Consider the following 25,070-nt stretch of genomic DNA (forward strand, 5'->3'; position numbering starts at 1 on the left):
AGAACTTCATAACCCTATAACTTTACAACCATATAACTCTTTAACGTTTCAACTTTATAACTTTCTTAGATTGCCCAGGCTTTCTGACCGGGTTTGAGTGGTACACAGCCATCGTAACGACCCGGAACGGCTACGTATTCGAGCGCCTGTGTTGCGCCAACTTCAGACGTAAAATAGCCCGTTAGTGTCATGTCTTTCAACATCGAAAAGAACGGAGTATATTTTTTCTTGGCGTCGGGCATTTGCAGATCGGCCTGCGAGTTCTCCACCTTTGTAACGGCTTTTGTAGAGGCCATCTCAGCTCTACGTTCTTTATCGTCGGCTTCGAGCTTTTTCACCACCTCAATACGTTGGGCAGGATCGAGCTGAACAAACGCTTTCCCGTATGCATCTTGACTGAGCTTGTTCGTTTGCGCTAAGCCTTCAACAAAACGTTTCTGATCTTCTGGCTTGTAGCAATCCTTCACCAGAATATCAATAAGTTCATTCACCTTCGCAGCTTTGGCACCGGGTGTTTTTGTCGCCGGAATGATCGTTTCCGCCAGTTCAGCAATGGTAGCATCCTGATCGGGCGTAAAGAAGACCGGTTTACCGGTAAGGGCACGTCGAGCGGCCGATGCCTCGAGCGTATCGGCCAGTGCGGGCAGCGTTATGGTTGCGCCTGCCAGTGCAGCCACCCGCATGAGGGCGTCTCTTCTATTCATAGGTTTTCGAGAAAATTAATCTTTCAAATAGAACGAAGTAAGGAATTACAAATGTATAAAATCCGGGGAATGGTTTGTGCTATTTGAGGATACAGTTTTGAGAAAACGCTTTATTTAGAACAATGACAATCATTAAAAAATTAAAAACTCAGTTACTGACGTATCAGTAGCTGAGTTTGAAGAAGATAGACTGTATAATATCTGCTAGCTTTTCAACTCTTGAACAGCCAGCCAGCTCATCAGACCAGCGCCAGTTTCCAGTGCCGCTTCATCAATATCGAACGTAGGCGTGTGAACACCCGAAATAATGCCCCGCGCTTCGTTACGTGTACCAAGCCGATAAAAACAGGAATCTACAACCTGCGAGTAGAAGGCGAAATCTTCACCAGCCATCCATAAGTCGAGATCCACTACGTTATCGGCACCCATATATTCTACCGCCTGAGATCGTACTCTTCGTGTCAGTTCGGGGTGGTTTTTCAGGTACGGGTATCCGTGTACAATCTGAAATTCACAGGAGCCACCCATCGCTTCGGCCATACCTTCGGCCAGTTTCACCATTCGTTTTTTACCTTCGGCCCGCCATTCTTCATTCATACACCGGAACGTTCCCTGAATTGTAACTTCATTGGGAATCACGTTCGTTACGCCATCAGCAATAAAACGCCCAAATGATAATACGGACGGACTGGCAGGCGGCCGGTTTCGACTGATAACCTGCTGCAATGCAACAATAATATGTGAAGCAATCAATACCGGATCAACCAGATTATCGGGCATGGCAGCATGGCCACCTTTACCGCGAACGGTCAGGTACAGCTCATCGGTACTTGCCATGTACATGCCTTCGCGGAAGCCGATTTTACCAACCGGAATGTTTGGTGCTACGTGCTGCCCGATCATACTGGCAGGAGCCGGGTTTTCCAGTACGCCTTCTTTAATCATCATCGATGCTCCGCCCGGTGCTTTTTCTTCGCCCGGCTGAAACACCAGCTTTACCGTACCATCGAACTGGTCGCGCAGTACGTGTAAAATACGGGCAACACCTAATAAACTCGCCGTATGCACATCGTGGCCGCAAGCGTGCATCACACCATCGACAGTTGATTTGTACGGAACATCATTAGCTTCGTGAATAGGAAGTGCGTCCATATCGGCCCGCAAACCAACCACTCGGGATGCTACGTCTCCGCTTTTACGGCCTTCGATCAGGGCCACTAAACCCGTATCAGCAATACCTTCCTGCGGTGTAATACCAATAGCTTTGAGCTGATCAGCGACAAAACGGGCTGTGTTACGTTCCTGAAACGAAAGTTCAGGATGCATATGCAGATGTCGACGAGTCTCTACAATGTCGGCTGCGTATTGCCGGGCAAGTGATTTAATGGAATCGAGCATGATAGGCCGGGCCAAGCTCTGTTTGGCCCTTCATAATCGGTTAAATGGGTCAAACAGAGCTTGGCCCAACCAACGTCCGTATTACGTTGTTGATATAAACTGATAATCGCTGATAACCGTTTCCAGAAACGCCCGATTTGAGAGTGTACTCTGAATACCTGTTACGTCTTTAATTTTAATAGCGGTGCGCATCAATACGCTTTCATCGCCCTGACGTAGTACGCTACGTATAATCGTAATATCGCGGTCATTTAACAGATGAACGTCGGGAAATTGTACTACGTAGTGTTCAGGCATAACAGGCATCTGCACATCGTGCAACGAAACAGCAGGTTTAAGCCGCACCACCGTAGTACCGGCAGCAATGTCGCCCAACCGCTGCCCTTTGCCGTTAATAGCGACGGTGATGATGGGAATAAGTCCACCCATAAAACTGATCGATTCGATAAGTCGTAGCACCCATCTTATCAAATAAGCACCTAATGTAGGCGAAGAACCATCGAGCATAACCACCCGAATACCCAATGCTATTTTACCCAGACTACGCCCGTTGAGCAACGATTCGCAAAGCAGATGGTAAAACATGAGTGGGAGCAAAACCACCACAATATAGAACGTACCGGGCGTGATTCCCATGCCTGCCGGAATGGCAACTGTTAATAAAAACCAGCCCAAAAACACGAGGTAATCAATCAGTATGGCCAGAATACGTTCGCCAATGCTAGCCGGTTCATATTCCAGTAATACGTTCTGAGAGGTGCGAATAGCAATAGGCATACGAAGCGTTAATCAGAAAATCGACAGTTGGTTACGGTTGTAGTCAAGTGTATAAGCGATGGCTCTCAGATCAATTCTTGATAGAGAGCCATTTATCAAAAGTCGGAAGTATGCTTGGTTCAGCAAAACTTTTCGTAGAAAATACGTAGTGGTTTGGTCACATCCCCTAACTTCGCTAATTTGAGCATATTCCTGATGCCAGCTAGTTTTATTTATGCGCGAAGCTCTTTTCGTAAAACAAAATACCGACAAATGGAAAGCCATTGAAGAGGTTCTCGCTCATAGGGGTAGCCAACCCGACCCCGACGACCTGACCGACCGATTTATCGAATTAACCGACGATCTGTCCTACGCCCGTACGTTTTACCCCGAATCGAACGTAACGCGCTACCTGAACGGCCTCACCGCTCAGGCCCACCGGGGGCTTATGCAAAACCAACGCGAAGAACGAAACCGCTTCGTTACGTTCTGGAAATACGAACTGCCGCTGTTGTTCAAACAATCGCATCCAATGCTCGCCCTATCGACAATCATTTTTTTGACAGCCTGCATTCTGGGCGCAGTATCGGCAGCACACGACAGTACGTTTGTACGGCTGATTCTGGGCGATGGCTACGTAAATATGACCCTCGAAAACATCGAAAAAGGTGATCCACTTGGTGTCTATAACAGCCGCGATCAGTCGCTAATGTTTATTCAGATTACGCTCAACAACATTTTCGTCGCTTTTCGAACGTTTATACTTGGCTTATTTGCCTCTTTCGGAACCATTGCCATGCTCTTCTATAATGGGGTGATGTTGGGGTCGTTTCAGTATTTTTTCTACGAGCGGGGTTTATTATTGGAGTCAGTTCTGAAAATATGGATTCATGGTACGCTCGAAATTTCAGCGATTGTTATTGCCGGATGTGCTGGCCTGACAGTTGGTAACAGCCTGTTGTTTCCGGGTACGTATTCCCGACTGGGGTCTTTTAAACGCGGTATAAAACAGGGGCTAAAAATTTCTATAGGCCTTGTTCCTATATTTATTACGGCCGGTTTTCTCGAAAGTTTCGTTACCCGCCTAACCTTGCCTCCGTTGGTCAGCGGCAGCATTATTTTAGTTTCGGCCGCTTTCATTGGCTGGTATTTTGTGTTCTATCCTATTCAACTAAACCGTAACATAAACGCATGATTAAACTATTTGAACAACGTGATTTTGGCAATAAAATCAACGTAACGTTTCAATACGTATCGCAAAACTTCCGTAGTCTGGGGATAAGCCTGCTTTATATTGTTGGCCCGGTGGCACTCATTGCGGGCATTGCTACAGGATTGATGCAATCGAACATGTTCGATTTGGGAAGAATGGGGCCGGAGGCTGAAGCTGATGAGAAATTTATTCAGATGTTTCAAACGTTTTTTTCGCCTGCCTTTGGCTTAACTATTCTGTTTAGTTTGCTGGCAGTTTTGGCAGTTAATCTGGCTACTTACGCCCACATGCGCGTATATGCCCGAAAAACCAGCCCCGGTTCTCCAGAACCGCTCAACGGTGTTGTCGATATTTCGGTGACTGAAGTTTGGGAAGAAATGCAGCCCGTTCTTGGCCGTGGAATTATTATCAGCATCCTTAGCTCAATTGTTGCAGGCGTTGCAGCCTTGTTTTTTATTATTCCGGGCATTTACGTAGCTATTGTGTTATCACTGGGGCTGGTTGTTACGTCATTTGAAGGCACTGACTTCGGCCAAACATGGAATCGTTGTTTTACTTTAATTCGGGATAAATGGTGGTCTACGTTTGGGTTGATTTTCGTGATGGGAATCATATCGGGGATTCTAGGCTTGCTGTTTACCATTCCGGCGGGTGTTATTGGTTTTTTAGCGAGCCTTAAGCTCCTGCCCGATGGTTTGGGAATCTGGCTTGTTCTGGGGAGTGTGATCAGCACTGTTGGCAGCACATTACTACGTGCCTTGATTTACATCGCGATTGGTTTTCAATACACCAATCTTGTTGAGCAGCAGGAAGGCAGGGGGTTACTATCGGCCATTGACAGCATCGGCACTACTCCAACTCAACCTCGCGCCATGGACGAAGGTGATTATTAGCACCCATAACATTTGTCGCTATTTTTCGACATAATCAACGGTTTATCAAACCATTACAAACTTGCCGATAAAACGCTTATCTATTCTGTTTGGGATCATTGTAGCCTTGTCGACTGGGGATTATACGTATGTAAGCGCCCAGCAGAAGCCTATATCCAGTACGGTAATTTCTGGTCTGGACGATAAGGCTCCTTTACGCATACGCTATCCAGACTCCGATCATCTAAGCAGTTTACAAACCGATCACGATTATCAGTATGGCAACGATACACCACCGCCCGAAAACCCGCTAGCTCGTTTCTTTACCTGGCTGATCCGGAAGTTTTCCGAGTTTTTGAACAGCACGGCTTACGTATATTTCTGGCAATATGTATTTCTGGCAGCCATTGGTGCACTCGCCATTTATTTACTTATTAAAGCTGAAGCAATCGGCTTTCTCTTTCCAAAAAAAGCTCAATCACGTGATTTGAATTATGAAAATCTGATCGAGAATATTCATGAAATCGATTTTAATACGGCCATTGAAGAAGCCATAACGGCACATAATTTCCGATTGGCCGTGCGCTTACTTTATCTGCAAACGCTTAAACACCTGAACGACGCCGGTAAAATTGACTACAAGCCAGATAAAACGAATCGTCAATACGTTAGTGAGTTAGCTAGTTTATCCATTCAGGCTGATTTTGAGCAGCTAACCCGCCAGTTTGAAGTTGTTTGGTACGGAGATTTCCCAATCAATGCATCACAATTTGGTATAATTCAGGCTCAGTTCAGGCAGTTTAGTTTGCCAATGAGATCAAAATCTGTAAACTCCACGCTGTAAACCGCTTTGCTACGTTGCCAAAACCGAATAAATATTTACTGATTTTGCTCGCGACGATAACGACCTATATTCTGGTTGAATATTATCGTCCGAAGCCGATTAACTGGAGCCCAACGTACCAAAACGATGATAAAATTCCGTTTGGAACGCAGGCTTTATTCGAACTGTTGCCCGACGTAATGCAGCAAGCGCCTATTCAAACGACTCGCTTACCGATTTACAATTTTCTATCAGAAACCAAACTAACAACACCTAGCAATTACGTATTCATCTGTCAGGAATTTAATGCCGAAGCTCCCGACCTGAAAAAACTGTTACCTTACGTTCTACGAGGAAACAACGTCTTTATTTCAGCCTACGACCTCCCCGACTCGCTGGGCATTGCACTTGGCTTTAAAACCGATTTGCAAGAACCCACTAAAGCCGACACAACGCTACGTCAGTACTTTGTTAATCCGCAGTTGCGAAAAGCGAGCGGCTATAATTTCCGCCATGATGATGGCCGCAATTTCCTCGTTATTAAGAAGCCGGAACGTATTACCGTGCTTGGACGTAACGCTCGTAAAGAGCCGATTTTTATACGTATTCAATACGGTAAGGGGCAGTTTTTTATCCATAATCTACCATTGGCTTTCACAAATTACTACGTACTCGATAACAAAACGTCTGACTACGCCTTCAAAGCACTTTCGTATCTGCCAGCATTGCCAACTTATTGGGACGAGTATCAGAAACAAGGGCGTTTCGATGAGGATCAGCAGTCAATTTTCCGATATATTCGTTCACAACCTGCCCTGAACTGGGCGTATTACCTGATTATTTTTGGACTCATTTTATACGCCATCTTCGCGGGGAAGCGAACGCAACGTATCATTCCGGTGGTTGAACCGCCCAATAATATGTCGCTTGATTTTGTAAAAACTGTTGGCCGAATGTATTTTCATCAGGGCAATCATGATAATCTGGCTCGTAAGAAAATCCACTACTTTCTGGCCGATCTGCGCGAACGGTATAATCTGAATACGAATGTGCTAGATAAAGAATTTACCGAAACTTTAGCCCATAAAAGTGGCGTATCACTCGATGAAGCCTCGGACCTGATACGCCTGCTACGTAACGCCCAAAAAAGTATTTCGCTGTCTGAATTTGATTTATTAACGCTTAATCGAGCTATTGAGAAATTTAAAACCGGAGTTTGATGCTTGACTCAATTAGTCTGGATTAAATGCGGTAAAAATTGATCTGCAACTTTTTACCCATGTTAGCTAAACATTGATGGATGGCATAAAAAACAGCGCGTCTTTTTCTAAATAGTCTTCAGGCTTGAGCTATGACCTCTCGGCTAAATTCAGGAGGGGCGATTAAGAAGTTACGCGTTACTACCAATAATTCAAATGCTGCTGAATCAGTTGGCGTAGACAGATGAGTATGGCCAATTGATCCTGATACACCAAGAGAGCGGATTTAGCTTTTACTAGTTTGCGAACCGTTTATATCCTCCATCACGGCTTTTGAAAAGCGTCGGAAGTTAACACGCCCGATTGATTTACACTCCTGGACTTCTACTTATGCCCATGCTGACTCGGTCAGTATGGGCATAAGTATATCATAATCTAAACTATTTTCTGGCATCATTTATCTTACTAATTTGACACACTTTCTTCTGTTTCAATGTCTTTAATCTATTTAGAATCAGCCATTCTCTAATCTCGTTTTAATACGTTACCATCCATTCAATTTAAGACTACCATAACTCTATCCGTAGCTATTTACCATAAATGACACTCCGATTTGTTCTGTTGGAATAATAAATAGTACTTTTTAAATAGTATCCTTGTGCAATAGTAAAAGCTATCTTTTGTAAGACATGCATTATTCATTAAACTAGGCTCATAGTAGTGGATTGCTTATAAATCCAGCATATTTTCACCTTGTTAGCGATTTAAACTTTTCTAATATATTCTAATTCCCTTTTTAAATCGTTTTAATATCACGTTGCTTGCTTTGCGTCGAAGTAATACCGATACAGGCTATGCAACGCCAAAATTCTCCTTCGATTTTGCTGTACAGTTTTGGATTGGCGCTGGCGCTTTCGCTGGCGTTCAACGGGTTTCTGCTGTATGAGCAAAGTCGCCCGCGCAGCAATTATGCATATGAGCTAAGTGATTCTGCTTATTCGTTAGACAAAGCGGTTTGCCAACAACAGCTTTCTGAGTGTCAGCGAGCCAATCAACAGAAAGACAGCTTGATTCTTCGGATGGGGCAAGCTCCTAACGCACCTCCCAATCAGGCTGTGGCAGTTCAGCCAAAAGCCGGGAAATAAAATCACAACGATTTCAGCGACCTATCCGAATGGTCGATGCTCACCTTCAAACATTGTCAACATAGTGCTGTGTAAAAACAAGAGTCTTATGAAGAAAAACCTCATGCTCGTGCTGGTAGGCTTAGTTGCTTTACTGGGTCATACAAGCTGTTCACACAAAGAAGAAGAAAAAGAAGAAGAGGCTGAATATCTGGTTACCAGCCCCTTGAAGAAAGACACGACCATCACAAATGATTACGTGTGTCAGATTCATGCAATCCAGCACATTGAGTTAAGAGCACTGGAGAAGGGTTACCTCCAGAAAATTTTTGTGGACGAAGGTCAGTACGTTAGAAAGGGGCAGCTTATGTTCCAGATTCTGCCGATTCAATATCAGGCCGAACTACAAAAAGCAGAAGCTGAAGCCAATTTCGTTGGTGTCGAATACAAAAATACAAAAGCACTGGCCGACAGCAACATCGTTTCGAAAAACGAACTAGCACTGGCAAAAGCTAAGCTCGACAAAGCAAATGCAGAGGTGTCTTTAGCGAAAGTACACTTAGGCTTTACGGAAGTAAGAGCACCTTTCGATGGTATTATGGACCATTTTCAGGTACGGCTGGGTAGCCTTGTTGATGAAGGCGATCTGCTAACTACGCTCTCCGACAACAGTAAAATGTGGGTGTATTTTAACGTACCGGAAGCCGAATACCTGAATTATAAATCGCATACGCAGCAGGAAAATCTGAATAGTGTAAACCTGTTGATGGCCAACCAGCAGATGTTCAAATACCCCGGCGTAGTACAAACTGTTGAAGCTGATTTCAACAACGAAACCGGCAACATTGCGTTTCGGGCTACTTTCCCCAATCCTAACAGCTTACTACGTCATGGCGAAACTGGTAATATTCGAATGACTTTACCGCTCAATAACGCCATGATTATTCCGCAAAAAGCCACTTACGAAGTGCTGGAAAAGAAGTATGTGTACGTGATTGACAAGAACAATGTGGTTCGCTCCCGTGAAGTTACGGTAGCCGCAGAAATGCCGCACATTTTTGTTATTAGCGCTGGTCTGAGTAAAGATGACAAGATCCTTCTGGAAGGCTTACGTCAGGTAAAAGAAAACGAAAAAATAAAATACAAGTTCGTGCAGCCTGATTCTGTCATCTCGAATTTGGGATTATACGCCGAATAATTCTGACACTCTAACAACCAGACGTTATGTTTAGTAGATTCATACGCAGACCCGTATTCGCTATTGTGATATCAATCATGATAGTCTTTATTGGGGTTCTGGCGATCAAGAAGTTACCCATCTCTCAGTTTCCTGACATTGCCCCAACAACAGTAAATATATTTATTGCATATCCGGGTTCCAGCGCCGACGTATTGGTAAAATCCACACTTATTACGTTGGAACAGGCCATCAACGGTGTTCAGGATATGCGATACATTGCAACCGACGCAACCAGTGCCGGTGAAGCCACTCTTCGGATTATTTTTGAACCGGGAACCGACCCAAACGACGCCGTTATCCGGGTAAAAACCAGGGTAGACCAGGTTATGCCGCTTCTGCCTGAACTGGTTCAGCGCGAAGGGGTTATCATTACGCCCATTCAGCCTAGTATGCTCATGTACGTCAATCTCTATTCGAAGGAAAAGAGTATTGACGAAAAATTCCTGTTCAACTACGCTACAGTTAAAATGATCCCCGAAATCCAGCGGACAAAAGGGGTAGCCAGAGCACAAATATTGGGTAGCCGCCGATACGCAATGCGCGTTTGGTTGAATCCGGAACGCATGCGGGCCTATAAAATCTCCGTAGAAGAAGTAATGAAGGCCATCGGCGAGCAGAGTATTATTGGTCGGCCGGGCCGGATTGGTCAAAGCTCCGGTATCGCTGCCCAATCGCTTGAATACGTACTTACTTATAAAGGGCGCTACAATAAACCGGAAGAATACGAAGGTATTATTATTCGGGCCAATTCCGAAGGCGAAAGCATTCACTTACGGGACATTGCCCGCGTAGAATTAGGTAGTGAATTCTTCGATATTTATTCGAATCTCGACGGCCATGCGTCGGCCGCTATTGTCCTGCGCCAGAACTATGGCAGTAACGCCAGCGAAGTAATTGAGCAGGTAAAACAGAAGCTTGAGGTAATGAAAGAGTCATTTCCTCCGGGCGTCGACTATAAAATCAGCTATGACGTATCGCAGTTTCTGGATGCCTCTATCGAACAGGTAATTGATACGTTGCGCGACGCCTTCTTACTGGTAGCCTTAGTCGTTTTCATCTTTCTGGGTGATTGGCGGTCTACTCTCATTCCGATTCTTGCCGTTCCGGTATCACTGGTTGGGGCCTTCTTTGTGATTCAGGCGTTTGGCCTTTCAATCAACTTAATCACCCTTTTTGCGTTGGTACTGGCCATTGGTATTGTGGTCGATGATGCCATTGTGGTGGTTGAGGCCGTACACGCCAAGTTTGAAGAAGAGCCGGGGATATCTCCTTTCAATGCGGTGCGAAAAGTACTTGGTGAAATTAGCGGAGCCATTATCGCTATTACGTTGGTGATGGTATCGGTGTTCCTGCCAATTTCCTTTATGTCGGGTCCGGTCGGTACGTTCTATCGGCAGTTTTCCATCACCATGGCTAGTTCTATTGTGATTTCGGCCTTGATCGCTCTGACGCTTACGCCCGTGTTGTGCGCCATGCTGCTAAAAAACCATCATGGACATGAAAAGAAGAAGAATATATTCACCAAAGCGCTGGATAGTTTCAACCGGGGTTTCGATAAAATGACCGGGCGCTACGTTGGTTTGCTACGTTTGATCGTTAACCGTCGGGTTGTTACGTTCCTGATATTGGGCGGTTTCTGTTTGGGCATTGCCTACGAAAACGAAATCCTTCCAGCCGGATTTATTCCAAACGAGGACCAGAGTACGATTTACGCCATCATCCAGACTCCTCCGGGTTCTACGTTGGAAAAAACCAATCAGGTTTCCCGACACCTTCAGCAGATTTGTGAAGACGTAGAAGGCATTGAGTCAATATCGTCGCTGGCGGGTTACGAGATCATGACCGAAGGCCGGGGCTCGAATGCCGGTACGTGTCTGATTAACCTGAAACCCTGGTCGGAGCGCAAGCAGAACGTAAAGGAAATCATGGAAGAACTGGAGGTGAAATCGAGAAACCTCGGAGCCACGGTCGAGTTCTTCGAACCACCAGCTATTCCTGGCTTTGGTACGTCGGGCGGTTTTTCGATGCGCTTATTGGATAAAAATACCGATACCGACTACAGCGAGTTCGATAAAATCAATAAGGAGTTCATGGCAAATTTAGGCAAGCGTAAAGAGCTGGCAGGCTTATTTACCTTCTTTGCCGCCAATTATCCACAATACGAACTGGAAATTGACAATAATCTGGCCATGCAAAAAGGCGTATCTATCGGGAAAGCGATGGATAACCTCAACATCATGATCGGTAGTACGTACGAACAGGGTTTTATCAAATACAACCAGTTCTTCAAAGTATATGTACAGTCAGATCCCGGCTTTAGAAGGCTTCCTTCCGACCTATTAAAGCTTTTTGTGAAAAATGATGCGGGTGAAATGGTGCCTTACTCGGCGTTCATGAAGCTGAAAAAGGGGCAGGGGCCTAACGAGATTACCCGTTTTAACCTCTACAATTCATCAGCTATTCAGGGGCAGCCAGCGAAGGGTTATACAACCGCAGAAGCCATCCAGGCTATCCGGGAAGTTGCTGCGAAGACGTTGCCCAAAGGCTACGACATTGCCTTCGAAGGTCTATCGTATGACGAGTCGATTCGTGGAAATGAAACGTTGATTGTGTTCCTGATTGTGGTGGCCTTCGTCTATCTGGTTCTGGCCGCTCAATACGAGAGCTTCATCATTCCGCTAGCCGTATTAACCTCGCTACCCGTTGGAATCTTCGGCTCGTTTTTCCTACTGAAAGCAATGGGTCTGGAAAACAATATTTATGCACAGATTGGCCTCATTATGCTGGTTGGTCTGCTGGGTAAAAACGCCGTATTAATTGTGGAATTCGCCGTTCAGAAGCGACAGCAGGGAGAAACTATTCTGAACGCAGCTATTGAAGGCGCAAAAGTTCGTTTCCGCCCAATCCTGATGACGTCCTTTGCCTTCGTGGCCGGGTTGATACCGCTGATTACAGCCAGAGGTGCTGGTGCTATTGGTAATCGCACGATTGGTGCTTCGGCTATGGGCGGTATGTTGTTTGGCACTATTTTCGGGGTCGTCATCATCCCCGGATTGTATTACATATTTGGCAATCTGGCCGATGGACGCAAGCTGATTAAAGGCGAAGAAGATGATTCATTAACCGAAAATCTGGTCCATGCGGTAGACAGTTTCCCACAACCTGAAGAAAATGAACTCAATGAGCAATAAACGATTAATGAATTGGGTAGGGCTGATTGTACTCATCATCCTACTCAATGCCGCCTGTAGCGTACCTCACCTAGTTCAGAAAACGGTGAACAAAACCGTACCTGCGAGTTGGAATAACTCGCAGGACACGACCAACATAGCCAGGAAGAGTTGGCGCGCTTATTTTACCGATCCAAATCTGGTTGCCCTGATCGATACCGCGTTGTATAATAATCAGGAACTAAACATTACGTTACAGGAAATTCAGATAGCTAGCAACGAGATACAGGCCCGTAAAGGAGACTATTTGCCTTTTGTTCGGGTTGGTGGCGGAACGGGCGTAGAGAAAGTATCCCGCTATACGAGTCAGGGAGCCAGCGATGAAATCACCGAAATCAAGCCGGGTAAATCAACGCCCGTTGTGTTACCCAATTCCTATTTTGGTGCTTTTGCCAGTTGGGAAGTCGATATCTGGCACAAACTACGTAATGCCCGAAAGTCTGCCGTAGCCAATTACTTTGCGTCTATTGAAGGGAAAAATTTCATGGTAACGAATATCGTTTCCGAAATTTCGAACTCGTACTATGAACTGCTGGCTCTTGACAATCAACTGGCTATTATTCAGCAGAATATCGGTATTCTCACGAACGCACTCTCCATTATCCGGCAGGAGAAAGATGCGGCCAAAGTAACCGAGCTGGCAGTGAAACGATTCGAAGCCGAAGTATTTAAAACGCAAAGTCTTCAGTTCGAAATACAACAGAAAATTGTTGAAACGGAGAACCGGATTAACTTTCTAGTAGGTCGATTCCCGCAACATGTCCAACGGAATTCACAAAATTTCGGCGACGTAGCACCCGCTAAAATTGCAACAGGCATTCCATCGCAACTACTCGAAAATCGTCCCGACATCAGACAGGCTGAATTAAAATTACAAGCTGCTAATCTGGATATAAGCGTGGCTAAAGCTAATTTTTATCCCTCACTTAGTCTTTCAGCCTCGTTGGGTGTTATGGCCTTTAATCCTCTTTATATAGGCAATATTCCAGAATCATTAATTGCCTCACTGATTGGCGATTTAGCCGGACCTGTAATTAATAAGAACGCCATTATTGCTACGTATAAAAGTGCCAATGCCAAGCAAATACAGGCTGTTTATGATTACGAACGATCCGTTTTGAAAGCATATATTGAGGTAGCCAATCAGTTGTCGAACATGGACAATCTGGAAAAAAAGTACAACACAAAAAATAACCAGGTGCAGGCATTAACCCAGTCGACGAGTATATCGTTGAAATTATTCACCTCAGCCAGAGCCGATTACATGGAGGTTCTATTGACGCAACGTGACGTACTGGAGTCACGAATGGAGTTAATTGAAACCCGCATGTTGCAAATGAACGCGCTTGTTAATACGTACCGCGCACTAGGTGGCGGATGGCGTTAAACATTGGCAGGCGTGTAAAAACATGATTCCTCCCGAAGTTTGGTGAATACTTTGATACGTATTCACCAAACTTCGGGAGGAATCATGTTTTACTTTTATTCGTTCATCATCTGCACAAACTGATCAAACAGATAATGCGAGTCATGTGGACCAGGCGATGATTCTGGATGATATTGTACTGAGAAAGCTGGTTTATCTTTACGACGTATACCTTCAATGGTTTTATCATTGAGGTTGATATGCGTCAGTTCCACGTTGGTATGATCCATCACTTCATCAGCTTTTACGGCAAAGCCATGGTTTTGTGAAGTGATTTCACAATGACCGGTGATTAGGTTTTTAACCGGATGATTCAATCCACGATGGCCGTTGTGCATTTTATATGTTGAAATCCCACTAGCCAGTGATAGAATCTGATGACCGAGGCAAATACCAAACAGTGGTTTTTCTGTATCTAATGCCTGTTTTACCGTTTCAACAGCATAAGGCATAGCTGCCGGGTCGCCTGGGCCATTTGCGATGAAATAGCCGTTTGGTTTCCACGCAGCTAGCTCGGCATGAGCTGTTCGTGCTGGAAACACTCTGCACAATACTCCCCGCTCATTGAAATTGCTCAGGATGCTACGTTTTACGCCCAAATCTAAAACTGCTACCCGCAATTTCGCTTCCGGATCTCCCTGCTCATAAGCTTCCTGTGTACACACTTCCGATGATAGTTCCAGACCAGCCATATCAGGCACTTTATTAAGTTCGGCTAATAGAACAGCCGGGTCAAGAATTTCGGAAGAAATAATGCAGTTCATTACGCCTTTAGAGCGTATATAACGTACTAATTGCCGGGTATCAACACCATGAATACCGACAATATTAGCCCGCTCAAAATAATCCTGCAAGGATCCATCGGCGGTATAACGCGAGTGAATATTCGAGAAAAAATTACAGACCATCGCCCGAATTTTTACACCATTCGATTCTTGCTCCGCATTATTTAACACACCATAATTACCAATATGTGAAGTGGTGTTTATAATTACCTGCCCATAATAAGAAGGGTCGGTATAAATTTCCTGATAACCAGTCATGCCGGTATTAAAGCAAATTTCACCTCCGGCGGTCCCGATTTTACCGAGCGCCAAACCTCGATAAACGGTACCATCCTGTAAAACCAGTAATGCTTCAGGTTGCTTTGTTTGTTTCATCTAGTTGCTTTGGCTTAAAAGACTAAAAAAAAGGGCTAACCGTTATCGGTTAACCCATTTCTATATGACATGTTTGTAGGTCACTATTCTTCTGCTTCTTTACCACCTTTTAAACGATCTTGCAGTTCTGCAAGTTCTTCCCACTTACCGTCACGAGCTAAAGCCGCCTGTTCGTTCCAGGTCGTTGCATCGTGTACATTAAAACGAGGCCCAGCTTCAACTAATACTTGCTGAACGTCTTCGTCCTTAGCGTCGGCTAGTTGTGCAAAGGTAGTAATACCTGCGTTATTGAGCAACTCTGCAATCTTCGGACCAATACCTTCAATTTTAGTAAGATCATCGCCTGCGCTTGCAGCAGTTGCTTTCGTAGCTGGAGCAGCTTCTTCTATAACTTCGGCCGTTGTTTCTACAACAGGAGCTTCAGTCGATTCAGCCTGACGTGCGCTAGTGCTTCGACGGCTCCGACGTGTTTTAGTAGTAGCTGCTTCTTTTTCAGCGGCTACCGAAATCAGCAATTCGTTAAAATCAACAAGTTCAATCAGGCAAGTGTCAGCATTATCACCAATGCGATTACCCAATTTAATAATCCGTGTGTAACCACCCGGACGGCTAGCAATTTTATCAGCAACCGTACCGAACAATTCTTTGATGGTTTCTTTATTATGCAGCGATTGGAAAACGACCCGACGATTTTGGTAGGTGTCATCTTTTGCCCGCGTCAGAATAGGCTCTACAAACTTGCGTAGCTCTTTCGCTTTAGCAACCGTCGTTTCAATACGCTTGTGCATGATCAGCGATGAAGCCATGTTTTGCAACATCGCTTCGCGGTGCGAATGCGTACGACCTAAGTGATTATCTTTTTTCCCGTGTCTCATTGTCTTTTGTAGTCATCGGTCGACAGTCGTTAGTCGTTAGCAACTAACGACTGACGACTAACGACTATTAATCTTCGTCTAATCTGTACTTCGAGACGTCCATTCCGAACGTCAGATTTTTTTCTGCCACCAGTTGCTCTAATTCGGTCAATGACTTTTTACCGAAGTTACGGAATTTCATCATATCCGAAATCTCTAACCGAACTAGGTCACCCAATGTCCGAACATCAGCCGACTTAAGACAGTTATAGGCACGTACTGACAAGTCAAGATCAGCCAGCGACGTTTTCAGCAGTTTCCGCATGTGCAATACCTCTTCATCAACGACATTTTCTTCTTCCGGTTTGGTTGTCTCAAATGTCATTGTTTGATCAGAGAACAGCATAAAGTGCTGAATCAGGATATAAGCAGCACCTTTCAGTGCATCTTCAGGATGGATAGAACCATCCGTTTCAATATCCAGTAGCAAGCGCTCAAAGTCTGTCTTCTGCTCTACCCGCGTATTTTCTATGCTATATTTTACATTCTTAATTGGCGTGTAAATAGCATCGATAGGAATATGACCAAAAGGCAATTCGTTTGCACGAGGCTCATCGGCAGGAACATAACCGCGACCTTTCTCAACGAAAATTTCCATTTCTAAATCCCGCGTATCGTCGATATGACAGATTTCAAGTTCGGGATTTAGCACCTCGAACGACGGCGAGAATTTAGATATATCACCAGCTTTTAAAACTGACTGTTTTTTAATGTTGACGGTAATTTTGTTGTCAACCATGTCAGAAATTTTCTTGAACCGGATCATTTTCAGATTCAGGATAATTTCAGTTACATCTTCAACAACCCCCTCGATGGAAGAAAACTCGTGCAACACTCCGGGGAATTTTACGCTTGTAATAGCATAACCTTCCAGCGAAGACAACAAAATGCGACGTAGCGCATTTCCGATTGTTACACCGTATCCTTTTTCAAGGGGTTTAAATTCAAACACCCCGTGAAAGTCGTCGGCTTTCTCCACTACGACTTTGTCGGGCATCTGGAACGCTAATATTGACATACGTTTCGTATTTTACAGCAGTTCTCTGCCTTGGCGTGAAGACTCTAAACAAGTTTTCAATTTACGATTTACCAGTTTCTGTCTTATTAACGACTAAACGTAATGAATAACAACAAAAACTAGTAAACCATAAATTATCTATTACTTCGAATACAATTCGACGATGGCCTGCTCGTTGAAGTTCTCTGGAATTTGGTCGCGCTCTGGGTAACTGATGAATTTTCCCGTTAGTTGTTGAGCATCCCATTCAACCCAGTTATACCGTTTTGTATTGCGGGCAGCAACGCTAGAGCTAATAGCTTCGAGCGATTTCGATTTCTCACGAACGCTGATCAATTGACCAGGTTTCAGCGAATACGAAGGGATGTTTACCACTTCGCCATCAACAACAATGTGTTTATGAGATACTAGCTGACGAGCAGCCCGGCGTGATGAAGCAATACCTAAACGGTAAACCGTATTATCTAAACGAGCTTCGCAAAGTTTTAGCAGGTTTTCACCAGTGATTCCTTCACGTACCTGAGCCCGGTGGAATAAGGCACGGAACTGACGTTCCAGAATGCCGTAGGTATATTTTACTTTTTGCTTTTCAGTTAATTGGAGCGCATATTCAGACTGTTTCCGTTTGCGTCCACGACCGTGCATACCCGGTCCGTAATTTTTCTTCTGTAGCGCTTTACTCGGTCCCATTATAGGCTCACCGAATTTGCGCGAAATTTTGGCTTTTGGCCCTGTGTAACGTGCCATTCTTCAATGAATGAATAATTGTGAAACATTGGACAGACACAACCAAATGTCGCCTGCCCGTATTCATGTCATCCGTATTATACGCGACGACGTTTTGGCGGCCGGCAACCATTGTGCGGCAACGGGGTAATATCGCGGATAGTCGTTACTTCGATACCCGAGTTCTGAACGGTACGAATAGCTGATTCACGACCAGATCCTGGACCTTTCACGAACACCTCAGCTTTACGCATACCCAAATCGTGGGCAACAGCAGCACAGTTTTGCGCTGCCATTTGAGCTGCATAAGGTGTATTTTTCTTCGAGCCACGGAAGCCCATTTTACCAGCCGATGCCCAAGAAATAACCTGACCATTCATGTTAGTAATCGAAATGATGATGTTATTGAACGTAGCCCGGATATGTACCTGACCAACGGGTTCAACAATTACCACCCGCTTTTTCGCTTTGTCTTTGCGTTTTGCTTGAGCCATTGTTTTTAGGTAATCGTCAATGTGTCATCGGTTGTCATTACTTGCTATTTAGTTTCGTAACAAACAGCTTCAAATGTCCCTTATGACGATGAGCGACCAATTAATTATTTCGTTACTTTCTTCTTGTTAGCAACTGTCTTACGCTTACCTTTCCGCGTACGTGAGTTGTTTTTCGTGTGCTGACCACGAACGGGTAAGCCTTTCCGGTGACGGAGGCCACGGTAGCAACCGATGTCCATTAAGCGTTTAATGCTCAATTGAACTTCAGAACGTAGCTGGCCTTCTACTTTGTACTCGTTCGCAATAGCGTTACGCACAGCGCTAGCTTCGTCGTCCGACCATTCACTGGCTTTTTTATCAACGCTAATACCTGCGTCGGTCAAGATTTTTTTTGCCCGACTCCGGCCAATGCCGTAGATATAGGTCAGCGCGATTTCGCCACGCTTTTTATCTGGGATATCAACACCTGCAATACGTGCCATGCTTAGCCTTGTCTTTGTTTGTAACGGGGATTCTTTTTATTAATCACGTACAGTTTTCCTTTCCGACGGATCACGATGCAGTCTTCGCTGCGCTTTTTGATGGATGCTTTAACTTTCATCTTCGTTAGTGTTAAGCGCCAGAAATTTTGCCCAAAGAGTGAAGTATTATCTTAACTCTCTTTTCATATTTTCCGACTTACTTATATCGGTACACAATTCTTGCCTTACTTAAATCATAAGGCGACATTTCCAGTTTCACGCGATCTCCTGGCAAAATTTTAATGTAATTCATTCGCATTTTGCCAGAGATGTGAGCGATTACCTCATGCTTGTTGGCCAGTTCGACCCGAAACATTGCATTTGATAATGCCTCCAAAATAACGCCGTCCTGTTCTATAGAAGTCTGCTTTGCCATATGCGCTTTAAGCTGCTACTAAATCCTGTGAATCAATCATCAGGCTTGTATTTGCGGTAACAGCTTCAATATATTCAAAGGTTGTCAGAATTTCAGCCTTTCCTTTTCGTACAGCTACTGTATGCTCAAAGTGAGCAGACGGCTTTCGATCGACTGTCCGAATTGTCCATCCATCACGTTCCTGAACAACACCCTTTTTGCCGAAATTAATCATTGGCTCAATAGCCAGAATCATACCTTCCTGCAATTTAGGTCCTTGTCCACGTTTCCCATAATTTGGCACTTCCGGGGCTTCATGTAGATCTTGGCCAACACCATGCCCTACGAGTTCCCGCACAACCGAGTATCCAAATTTTTCCGTATACGTTTGAATTGCGTACCCAATATCACCAATTCGATTTCCTTCAATCGCCTTTTCCAAGCCAATGTATAGAGACTCTTTGGTACGGGCCAATAATCTACGTATCGCCGGATTTACATCTCCGATAGGATATGTATAAGCACTATCGCTGTGAAATCCATTTAACTTAACTCCACAGTCAATCGATACTATATCTCCATCACGAAGTTCATACCGGCTCGGAAAGCCATGTACAACAACATCATTTACGGAAATGCAAAGAGAAGCAGGAAATTTGTTATAACCCAAGAAGGATGGATGACCGCCATTATCTCTAATGAACGTTTCGGCAACCGTATCTAGTTCCTTTGTAGTAACTCCCGGACGGATAAGCTTCGCCACCTCTCCATGTGCTTTTCCTAGCACTTGTGCGCTGGCTTTAATCAGAGCGATTTCTTCATCGCTTCTGAAATAAATCATCCTATCTTTTCGATCCGAACCACTCATCTCAATTAGGCAGCTACAGTTTCGCTACTTGCACGTCCTTGCACACGACCTGATTTCATCAAGCCTTCATATCGACGCATTAACAAATAACTTTCTACTTGTTGAAGCGTATCCAGTACCACACCAACCATAATTAGAAGGGAGGTTCCACCGAAGAACTGAGCAAATCCGCTAGTCATTCCTAACAGATTGGCAATAGCAGGTAGAATAGCAACGATAGCCAACATAACAGCACCAGGCAACGTAATACGGTCAAGTACCGTACCGATATATTCTGATGTCTGAATTCCTGGTTTTACGCCTGGAATAAACCCTCCACTACGTTTCATATCATCGGCAATTTGGGTTGGGTTAACCGAGATTGCCGTATAGAAGAACGTAAAGATGATGATCAACAATCCGAACAATACGTTATACTGCCAGGTAGTATAGCTCTGGAATGCATTCTGCACGCTTGCCGCGAAATCACTTTTTTCAGCAAACAATCCGGCTACGTATGTTGGAATAAACATCAGAGCTTGCGCAAAAATGATAGGCATTACGCCCGCAGCATTTAACTTTAACGGTAAATACTGGCGTTGTCCTCCCACTACTTTATTTCCAATTACCTGTTTTGCATACTGAATCGGAATCCGACGCACCGCCTGTGTTAATACAACAGCACCCATAACCACAAAATACAGTGCAACTATCTCTAACACGAATAACAGAATCCCGCTTGAACCCCGTGATTGTTGCTCACCGATAATGGCACCTGGCAGACGTGATACAATCCCGATCATGATGATCATAGAAATACCATTGCCAATACCTTTATCCGTAATTCGTTCACCAAGCCACATACAGAAAATAGTTCCTGACGTTAGGATGAAAACCGATGCAATTGTGAACAAACCTCTGTCGATTAAGAGTGCTTCTGCCGGGATCGTTGTATTCACATACGTAATCGCCTGCACAGCCGTTACCCCAATCGTCAGTACGCGTGTAATTTGATTCAAACGCTTGCGACCAGATTCTCCTTCCTTCTGCATTTTCTGGAAGTAAGGTAATGCGAGCGTAAGCAATTGAATTGCGATGGATGCCGAAATGTAAGGCATAATGCCCAAGGCAAAAATTGACGCCTTACTGAATGCTCCTCCTAAAAAAGTATCGAGCAAACCGAGTAATCCTCCTGTATTAATGTTCAGTTTGTTCGGATCAACGCCCGGCAATACAATCGCCGAACCAAGTCGAAAGGCAGCTATGAACAACAGCGTGTTGAGGATTCGACTCCGCAACTCGTCGATTGCAAAAATATTTTTAAACGTGGTGATGAGTCGGTTCATAAAAATAGGTCGGCTAATGCCTTACTCACAACTTAATTCGCTGCTTCCTCGTTCGCTTCTTTTGTGGGCACTACGGCCTTACCTCCTGCTTTTTCAATGGCTTCTTTCGCACTTGTAGAGAAAGCATGCGCATGAACTTCTACTGCAGAAGTCAGTTCACCTCGGCTCAAAACTTTAACGAGATCTTTTTTGCTCACCAGACCATGCTGACGCAAAAATGCCAGATCTACTACAGTTGCTTTCGTCTCTTCGACTAAAGCCTGAATGATATCCAGATTGAGAGGCTTATATTCGACGCGGTTAATGTTTTTAAAGCCGAACTTTGGCACACGACGCTGTAATGGCATCTGGCCACCCTCGAAGTGAGTTTTACGACTATAACCCGAGCGTGATTGCGCTCCTTTGTGACCACGTGTAGACGTACCGCCCATACCTGATCCTTGCCCGCGTCCGACTCGCTTGCGCTCTCTGACGGAACCTTTTGCCGGTCTAAGGTTGCTTAAATTCATTGGTTTATTAGTAAAAAGTGATTCTTTTGGCTTCTCACAATGCCCTTACCAACAAGGTAAAGCAGTCTGAAAACCAAAAGAATCGCAAAGGTACTTAAATTTCTTCAACTTTTACTAGGTGCTGCACCTTATTGATTGCACCTTTCAGAGCGTCGTTGTATTCTAGTTCAACACTCCGATTGATTTTGCCCAAGCCTAACGACTTGATGGCGTTTTTTTGCGATAACGGCCGCTTAATGGTGCTGCGGACTTGCGTGATGCGTACTCGTGCCATGTCTGTTGCTCCTTTTAAATTAACCGTTAAACACTTTTGCTAAGCTCACTTGACGCTGGAAGGCAACCTGATGCGGTAAACGCATTTTCAGCAGAGCATCTAACGTAGCTTTTACTACGTTGTGAGGGTTCGAAGAACCTTTTGACTTTGCCAAGATGTCGTGTACACCAGCCGATTCGAGAACGGCCCGCATAGCACCACCAGCAATTACTCCCGTCCCTGGAGCGGCTGGCTTCAACAGTACAAAACCACCGCTGAATTTACCTTCCATTTCGTGGGGAACCGTACGCTTCAGGAGAGGAATTTGTACCAGATTTTTCTTGGCATCTTCCACACCTTTAGCAATAGCGTCAGTTACTTCATTGGCTTTGCCCAATCCATAACCCACTACACCGTTACCGTCGCCGACAACCACAATCGCCGAGAAACTAAACCGGCGACCACCTTTCACCACTTTCGCTACGCGATTGATGGCTACCACCTTTTCTTTCAGGTCGGCTTCGTTGAATTTTGTTGGTCTTGCTGAGTTTATGTTCATCTCTTAGAACTTAAGGCCTCCCTCGCGGGCTGCATCGGCCAGTGCTTTTACTTTACCGTGATATAAGTAGCCGTTACGGTCGAACACAGCCGCGCTGATGTTCTGGGCAACTGCTTTCTCGGCCAGGCGCTGGCCTACTTTTTTCGCCGTTTCAAGGGTATTTCCTTCGGCTTCGCTTTTCAGCTCTACAGATGAAGCAGAAGCCAGTGTGTGACCAGCTACGTCATCGATCAGTTGAGCATAGATTCCTTTGTTCGAACGGAAAACCGATAGGCGGGGACGTTCTGCAGTACCCGAAACCTTTGCCCGAATACCGAACTTAATCCGCTGTCTTCTTTCTTGTTTAGTTGCCATCTTATTTGATTCCGACCAAATAGGCTTTTATTGTTATATGCTTCAGATTCTAAGCTTAAGGCAATACCAATCGATATAAACTCAAAACCAAGAATCTGAAACAATAAATTATTTCTTCGACGAAGTCTTACCAGCTTTCCGGCGAACCTGTTCACCGATAAACCGAATACCTTTGCCTTTGTAAGGCTCAACTTTCCGTAACGAGCGAATCTTAGCCGCTACGTCGCCCAAAAGTTGTTTGTCAGAGCCTTCTAAATAAACTTTAGGGTTCTGTCCTTTCTCGGTAACAGCCGTAACTTTAATTTCGCCAGGAACTGCTACGTAAACATTGTGCGAATAGCCCAACTGAAGTTCAAGAACGTTATTCGTAACAGCAGCTTTATAACCTACCCCGATAATTTCAAGGTTAAGTTTAAAACCTTCGCTAACGCCTGTTACCATGTTGTTCACCAGCGCACGGTATAGACCGTGCATTGCTTTATGACGCTTCTGATCTGTTGGGCGAGATACTTGTATCTGGCCCTCTTCGATTGCCACCGAAATGTCCGGGTCAACCGATTGGGTCAGGGTGCCTTTTGGCCCTTTCACCGTTACGACGTTTTGCGCGTCGACAGACAACGTTACGTTGCTGGGGAGGGCGATTGGTTTCTTACCTATACGTGACATCGTTCAATTCGGATTAATAGACGTAACACAATACTTCACCGCCTACATTCAGAGTCTTCGCTTCTTTGTCGGTCATAACACCTTTAGAAGTCGATAGGATCGCAACACCCAATCCATTCAGGATACGTGGGAGGTTGTCAGCACCCCGGTATTGACGCAGACCAGGACGGCTGATACGTTGCAGGTCAACGATAGCGGATTGCTTCGTGGTAGGATTGTACTTCAGAGCAATTTTAATTGACCCCTGTGGCGTGCTATCATCAAACTTATAGTTTTGAATGTAGCCTTTATCGTACAATACTTTGGTAATTTCTTTCTTTATATTAGAAGCAGGAATTTCCACAACCCGGTGCCGTGCCCGGATAGCGTTTCTGACACGGGTCAGGTAATCTGCTATTGGATCTGTATTCATTCTTAGCGTTGCGTTACTTGCAAACCCCTGTTTTTCAGGAAAGTTCGCAAAATTACGGAAACTGAATTACAAATTGAAATGGTGCCTGGAATTACCAGCTTGCCTTAGTTACACCTGGAATTTTACCTGCCGATGCCATTTCCCGGAATGTAACCCGTGAAATACCAAACTTACGCATGTAGCCACGAGGCCGACCGGTCAGTTTGCAACGGTTATGTAGACGAACTGGCGATGCATTTTTAGGCAGTTTATCAAGACCAATATAGTCTCCTGCTTCTTTTAACGCTTTCCGTTTCGCAGCATATTTGGCAACCAACGCTTCGCGTTTCCGTTCCCGTGCTTTGATTGATTCTTTTGCCATTTTTTTAGCCTTTGTGTCGGTTATTATTTACCACTTTTAGCAAACGGCATTCCCATTGCTTTCAGCAGTTCGTAACTTTCATTGTCGGTATTAGCGGTAGTCACAAACGTGATATCCATACCTGAAATACGAGCCACTTTATCAATACTGATTTCAGGGAAGATAATCTGCTCCTGCACGCCGAACGTATAATTACCACGGCCGTCGAATCCTTTGTCGCTTATGCCTTTGAAGTCACGAACACGTGGCAACGATACCGTTGTCAGGCGGTCCAGAAATTCATACATGCGCTCACCACGTAACGTTACCTTCGCACCAATGGGCATTTTCTCCCGTAGTTTGAAGTTCGAAACAGCCTTCTTCGACATCGTCGGAACGGCTTTCTGGCCCGTAATTGTCGTTAATTCTTCGACACCTACATCTACCAGTTTTTTATCTGCAACGGCGGCTCCGATCCCTTTATTGATGACAATTTTGCTCAGACGCGGCACTTGCATGACCGACTTATACTGGAATTTGTCTTTCAGTTGGGGAATAACCTCGTTTAAATATTTTTCTTTCAGTCTTGGCGTTGCCATATCTTAGACCTG

At 44.7% G+C, this 25,070-nt stretch carries 29 protein-coding genes; 8 read left to right on the plus strand and 21 right to left on the minus strand.

The genetic code is table 11. The features are described from left to right. Positions 1-65 precede the first annotated feature (65 nt). The 3 genes from ACYVD4_RS03730 to ACYVD4_RS03740 all read right to left on the minus strand — a co-directional run bounded on the left by ACYVD4_RS03730 (position 66) and on the right by ACYVD4_RS03740 (position 2,879). Positions 66-704, minus strand: coding sequence for a gluconate 2-dehydrogenase subunit 3 family protein (locus tag ACYVD4_RS03730; protein ID WP_460942529.1), 639 nt, complete (start codon positions 702-704; stop codon positions 66-68). A gap of 204 nt (positions 705-908) precedes the next feature. Then, the gene (locus ACYVD4_RS03735; protein ID WP_460942531.1) at positions 909-2,102 is read right to left on the minus strand and encodes a M20 metallopeptidase family protein; all 1,194 of its coding nucleotides are present in this window, start codon (positions 2,100-2,102) and stop codon (positions 909-911) included. An 81-nt stretch (positions 2,103-2,183) separates the two neighbouring features. Beyond that, the gene (locus tag ACYVD4_RS03740; RefSeq protein WP_460942533.1) at positions 2,184-2,879 is read right to left on the minus strand and encodes an RDD family protein; all 696 of its coding nucleotides are present in this window, start codon (positions 2,877-2,879) and stop codon (positions 2,184-2,186) included. A gap of 214 nt (positions 2,880-3,093) precedes the next feature. On the opposite strand from ACYVD4_RS03740, the gene ACYVD4_RS03745 reads away from it, so the two are divergent. The 8 genes from ACYVD4_RS03745 (at position 3,094) to ACYVD4_RS03780 (ending at position 13,946) form a co-directional block, all read left to right on the plus strand. After that, on the plus strand, positions 3,094-4,053 hold the full coding sequence (locus ACYVD4_RS03745; RefSeq protein WP_460942535.1) for a stage II sporulation protein M: 960 nt from the start codon (positions 3,094-3,096) through the stop codon (positions 4,051-4,053). Continuing rightward, positions 4,050-4,964, plus strand: coding sequence for a hypothetical protein (locus tag ACYVD4_RS03750; protein WP_460942537.1), 915 nt, complete (start codon positions 4,050-4,052; stop codon positions 4,962-4,964). Before ACYVD4_RS03745 ends, ACYVD4_RS03750 begins: the two co-directional genes overlap by 4 nt. 61 nt (positions 4,965-5,025) lie before the next feature. After that, positions 5,026-5,787, plus strand: coding sequence for a DUF4129 domain-containing protein (locus tag ACYVD4_RS03755; protein WP_460942539.1), 762 nt, complete (start codon positions 5,026-5,028; stop codon positions 5,785-5,787). A 14-nt stretch (positions 5,788-5,801) separates the two neighbouring features. Further along, positions 5,802-6,986: a DUF4350 domain-containing protein gene (locus tag ACYVD4_RS03760; protein WP_460942541.1), complete on the plus strand. Its 1,185-nt coding sequence runs from the start codon at positions 5,802-5,804 to the stop codon at positions 6,984-6,986. 833 nt (positions 6,987-7,819) lie between these two features. Beyond that, positions 7,820-8,110 carry a hypothetical protein gene (locus ACYVD4_RS03765; protein WP_460942543.1) on the plus strand — a complete coding sequence of 97 codons (291 nt, stop codon included), beginning with the start codon at positions 7,820-7,822 and terminating at the stop codon, positions 8,108-8,110. A gap of 88 nt (positions 8,111-8,198) precedes the next feature. After that, positions 8,199-9,287: an efflux RND transporter periplasmic adaptor subunit gene (locus ACYVD4_RS03770; protein WP_460942545.1), complete on the plus strand. Its 1,089-nt coding sequence runs from the start codon at positions 8,199-8,201 to the stop codon at positions 9,285-9,287. 26 nt (positions 9,288-9,313) lie between these two features. After that, complete coding sequence (locus tag ACYVD4_RS03775; RefSeq protein ID WP_460942547.1) at positions 9,314-12,520, plus strand: efflux RND transporter permease subunit; 3,207 nt, start codon at positions 9,314-9,316, stop codon at positions 12,518-12,520. Further along, positions 12,510-13,946, plus strand: a complete 1,437-nt coding sequence (locus tag ACYVD4_RS03780; protein ID WP_460942992.1) for a TolC family protein — start codon at positions 12,510-12,512, stop codon at positions 13,944-13,946. The genes ACYVD4_RS03775 and ACYVD4_RS03780 overlap by 11 nt, the downstream gene beginning before the upstream one ends. A 95-nt stretch (positions 13,947-14,041) precedes the next feature. Here ACYVD4_RS03780 and carA read toward each other — a convergent pair whose 3' ends face one another. From carA to rplE, 18 genes are all read right to left on the minus strand, one after another. Further along, a complete protein-coding gene (carA, locus tag ACYVD4_RS03785) occupies positions 14,042-15,145 on the minus strand; it encodes a glutamine-hydrolyzing carbamoyl-phosphate synthase small subunit (RefSeq protein ID WP_460942549.1) in 1,104 nt (367 codons plus the stop codon). 83 nt (positions 15,146-15,228) lie between these two features. Further along, entirely contained in the window at positions 15,229-16,020 is a 792-nt protein-coding gene (gene rplQ / locus ACYVD4_RS03790; RefSeq protein WP_460942551.1) for a 50S ribosomal protein L17, read from the minus strand. A gap of 67 nt (positions 16,021-16,087) precedes the next feature. After that, the gene (locus ACYVD4_RS03795) at positions 16,088-17,077 is read right to left on the minus strand and encodes a DNA-directed RNA polymerase subunit alpha (protein WP_460942553.1); all 990 of its coding nucleotides are present in this window, start codon (positions 17,075-17,077) and stop codon (positions 16,088-16,090) included. A 141-nt stretch (positions 17,078-17,218) separates the two neighbouring features. Beyond that, entirely contained in the window at positions 17,219-17,824 is a 606-nt protein-coding gene (gene rpsD, locus ACYVD4_RS03800; RefSeq protein ID WP_460942555.1) for a 30S ribosomal protein S4, read from the minus strand. A gap of 77 nt (positions 17,825-17,901) precedes the next feature. Further along, positions 17,902-18,297 carry a 30S ribosomal protein S11 gene (gene rpsK, locus ACYVD4_RS03805; RefSeq protein ID WP_460942557.1) on the minus strand — a complete coding sequence of 132 codons (396 nt, stop codon included), beginning with the start codon at positions 18,295-18,297 and terminating at the stop codon, positions 17,902-17,904. A 104-nt stretch (positions 18,298-18,401) separates the two neighbouring features. Further along, positions 18,402-18,779, minus strand: a complete 378-nt coding sequence (gene rpsM, locus ACYVD4_RS03810) for a 30S ribosomal protein S13 (RefSeq protein ID WP_420148824.1) — start codon at positions 18,777-18,779, stop codon at positions 18,402-18,404. Between the two features lie 2 nt (positions 18,780-18,781). Then, positions 18,782-18,898, minus strand: coding sequence for a type B 50S ribosomal protein L36 (gene ykgO, locus ACYVD4_RS03815; protein WP_009284800.1), 117 nt, complete (start codon positions 18,896-18,898; stop codon positions 18,782-18,784). A 77-nt stretch (positions 18,899-18,975) separates the two neighbouring features. Beyond that, a complete protein-coding gene (infA, locus tag ACYVD4_RS03820) occupies positions 18,976-19,194 on the minus strand; it encodes a translation initiation factor IF-1 (RefSeq protein WP_163941485.1) in 219 nt (72 codons plus the stop codon). Between the two features lie 7 nt (positions 19,195-19,201). After that, positions 19,202-20,041 (minus strand): type I methionyl aminopeptidase, encoded by an 840-nt coding sequence (gene map, locus ACYVD4_RS03825; RefSeq protein WP_460942560.1) that lies wholly within the window; start codon positions 20,039-20,041, stop codon positions 19,202-19,204. A 5-nt stretch (positions 20,042-20,046) separates the two neighbouring features. Continuing rightward, entirely contained in the window at positions 20,047-21,366 is a 1,320-nt protein-coding gene (secY, locus tag ACYVD4_RS03830; RefSeq protein ID WP_460942562.1) for a preprotein translocase subunit SecY, read from the minus strand. 32 nt (positions 21,367-21,398) lie between these two features. Further along, the gene (rplO, locus tag ACYVD4_RS03835) at positions 21,399-21,875 is read right to left on the minus strand and encodes a 50S ribosomal protein L15 (RefSeq protein WP_460942564.1); all 477 of its coding nucleotides are present in this window, start codon (positions 21,873-21,875) and stop codon (positions 21,399-21,401) included. A gap of 94 nt (positions 21,876-21,969) precedes the next feature. Then, entirely contained in the window at positions 21,970-22,149 is a 180-nt protein-coding gene (gene rpmD / locus ACYVD4_RS03840) for a 50S ribosomal protein L30 (RefSeq protein WP_190888459.1), read from the minus strand. 19 nt (positions 22,150-22,168) lie between these two features. Then, positions 22,169-22,687, minus strand: a complete 519-nt coding sequence (gene rpsE / locus ACYVD4_RS03845) for a 30S ribosomal protein S5 (protein WP_020603982.1) — start codon at positions 22,685-22,687, stop codon at positions 22,169-22,171. A 3-nt stretch (positions 22,688-22,690) separates the two neighbouring features. Further along, on the minus strand, positions 22,691-23,041 hold the full coding sequence (gene rplR / locus ACYVD4_RS03850) for a 50S ribosomal protein L18 (protein ID WP_460942567.1): 351 nt from the start codon (positions 23,039-23,041) through the stop codon (positions 22,691-22,693). A gap of 108 nt (positions 23,042-23,149) precedes the next feature. Continuing rightward, positions 23,150-23,707, minus strand: coding sequence for a 50S ribosomal protein L6 (rplF, locus tag ACYVD4_RS03855; RefSeq protein ID WP_460942569.1), 558 nt, complete (start codon positions 23,705-23,707; stop codon positions 23,150-23,152). Between the two features lie 13 nt (positions 23,708-23,720). Next, a complete protein-coding gene (gene rpsH / locus ACYVD4_RS03860; protein WP_190888456.1) occupies positions 23,721-24,119 on the minus strand; it encodes a 30S ribosomal protein S8 in 399 nt (132 codons plus the stop codon). A gap of 91 nt (positions 24,120-24,210) precedes the next feature. Next, positions 24,211-24,480, minus strand: coding sequence for a 30S ribosomal protein S14 (gene rpsN, locus ACYVD4_RS03865; protein ID WP_020600943.1), 270 nt, complete (start codon positions 24,478-24,480; stop codon positions 24,211-24,213). Positions 24,481-24,503: 23 nt separating this feature from the next. Next, the gene (gene rplE / locus ACYVD4_RS03870) at positions 24,504-25,058 is read right to left on the minus strand and encodes a 50S ribosomal protein L5 (protein ID WP_460942572.1); all 555 of its coding nucleotides are present in this window, start codon (positions 25,056-25,058) and stop codon (positions 24,504-24,506) included. Between the last annotated feature and the right edge of the window lie 12 nt (positions 25,059-25,070).

The sequence above is a fragment of the Spirosoma daeguense genome (assembly GCF_054776875.1).

Excerpts from the sequence above, each read along its gene's own strand:
- ACYVD4_RS03730 (WP_460942529.1), bottom strand. The coding sequence starts at position 704 with ATGAATAGAAGAGACGCCCTCATGCGGGTGGCTGCACTGGCAGGCGCA.
- ACYVD4_RS03735 (WP_460942531.1), bottom strand. The coding sequence starts at position 2,102 with ATGCTCGATTCCATTAAATCACTTGCCCGGCAATACGCAGCCGACATT.
- ACYVD4_RS03740 (WP_460942533.1), bottom strand. The coding sequence starts at position 2,879 with ATGCCTATTGCTATTCGCACCTCTCAGAACGTATTACTGGAATATGAA.
- ACYVD4_RS03745 (WP_460942535.1), top strand. The coding sequence starts at position 3,094 with ATGCGCGAAGCTCTTTTCGTAAAACAAAATACCGACAAATGGAAAGCC.
- ACYVD4_RS03750 (WP_460942537.1), top strand. The coding sequence starts at position 4,050 with ATGATTAAACTATTTGAACAACGTGATTTTGGCAATAAAATCAACGTA.
- ACYVD4_RS03765 (WP_460942543.1), top strand. The coding sequence starts at position 7,820 with ATGCAACGCCAAAATTCTCCTTCGATTTTGCTGTACAGTTTTGGATTG.
- ACYVD4_RS03770 (WP_460942545.1), top strand. The coding sequence starts at position 8,199 with ATGAAGAAAAACCTCATGCTCGTGCTGGTAGGCTTAGTTGCTTTACTG.
- ACYVD4_RS03775 (WP_460942547.1), top strand. The coding sequence starts at position 9,314 with ATGTTTAGTAGATTCATACGCAGACCCGTATTCGCTATTGTGATATCA.
- ACYVD4_RS03780 (WP_460942992.1), top strand. The coding sequence starts at position 12,510 with ATGAGCAATAAACGATTAATGAATTGGGTAGGGCTGATTGTACTCATC.
- carA (WP_460942549.1), bottom strand. The coding sequence starts at position 15,145 with ATGAAACAAACAAAGCAACCTGAAGCATTACTGGTTTTACAGGATGGT.
- rplQ (WP_460942551.1), bottom strand. The coding sequence starts at position 16,020 with ATGAGACACGGGAAAAAAGATAATCACTTAGGTCGTACGCATTCGCAC.
- ACYVD4_RS03795 (WP_460942553.1), bottom strand. The coding sequence starts at position 17,077 with ATGTCAATATTAGCGTTCCAGATGCCCGACAAAGTCGTAGTGGAGAAA.
- rpsD (WP_460942555.1), bottom strand. The coding sequence starts at position 17,824 with ATGGCACGTTACACAGGGCCAAAAGCCAAAATTTCGCGCAAATTCGGT.
- rpsK (WP_460942557.1), bottom strand. The coding sequence starts at position 18,297 with ATGGCTCAAGCAAAACGCAAAGACAAAGCGAAAAAGCGGGTGGTAATT.
- rpsM (WP_420148824.1), bottom strand. The coding sequence starts at position 18,779 with ATGGCACGTATTGCAGGTGTTGATATCCCAGATAAAAAGCGTGGCGAA.
- ykgO (WP_009284800.1), bottom strand. The coding sequence starts at position 18,898 with ATGAAAGTTAAAGCATCCATCAAAAAGCGCAGCGAAGACTGCATCGTG.
- infA (WP_163941485.1), bottom strand. The coding sequence starts at position 19,194 with ATGGCAAAGCAGACTTCTATAGAACAGGACGGCGTTATTTTGGAGGCA.
- map (WP_460942560.1), bottom strand. The coding sequence starts at position 20,041 with ATGAGTGGTTCGGATCGAAAAGATAGGATGATTTATTTCAGAAGCGAT.
- secY (WP_460942562.1), bottom strand. The coding sequence starts at position 21,366 with ATGAACCGACTCATCACCACGTTTAAAAATATTTTTGCAATCGACGAG.
- rplO (WP_460942564.1), bottom strand. The coding sequence starts at position 21,875 with ATGAATTTAAGCAACCTTAGACCGGCAAAAGGTTCCGTCAGAGAGCGC.
- rpmD (WP_190888459.1), bottom strand. The coding sequence starts at position 22,149 with ATGGCACGAGTACGCATCACGCAAGTCCGCAGCACCATTAAGCGGCCG.
- rpsE (WP_020603982.1), bottom strand. The coding sequence starts at position 22,687 with ATGAACATAAACTCAGCAAGACCAACAAAATTCAACGAAGCCGACCTG.
- rplR (WP_460942567.1), bottom strand. The coding sequence starts at position 23,041 with ATGGCAACTAAACAAGAAAGAAGACAGCGGATTAAGTTCGGTATTCGG.
- rplF (WP_460942569.1), bottom strand. The coding sequence starts at position 23,707 with ATGTCACGTATAGGTAAGAAACCAATCGCCCTCCCCAGCAACGTAACG.
- rpsH (WP_190888456.1), bottom strand. The coding sequence starts at position 24,119 with ATGAATACAGATCCAATAGCAGATTACCTGACCCGTGTCAGAAACGCT.
- rpsN (WP_020600943.1), bottom strand. The coding sequence starts at position 24,480 with ATGGCAAAAGAATCAATCAAAGCACGGGAACGGAAACGCGAAGCGTTG.
- rplE (WP_460942572.1), bottom strand. The coding sequence starts at position 25,058 with ATGGCAACGCCAAGACTGAAAGAAAAATATTTAAACGAGGTTATTCCC.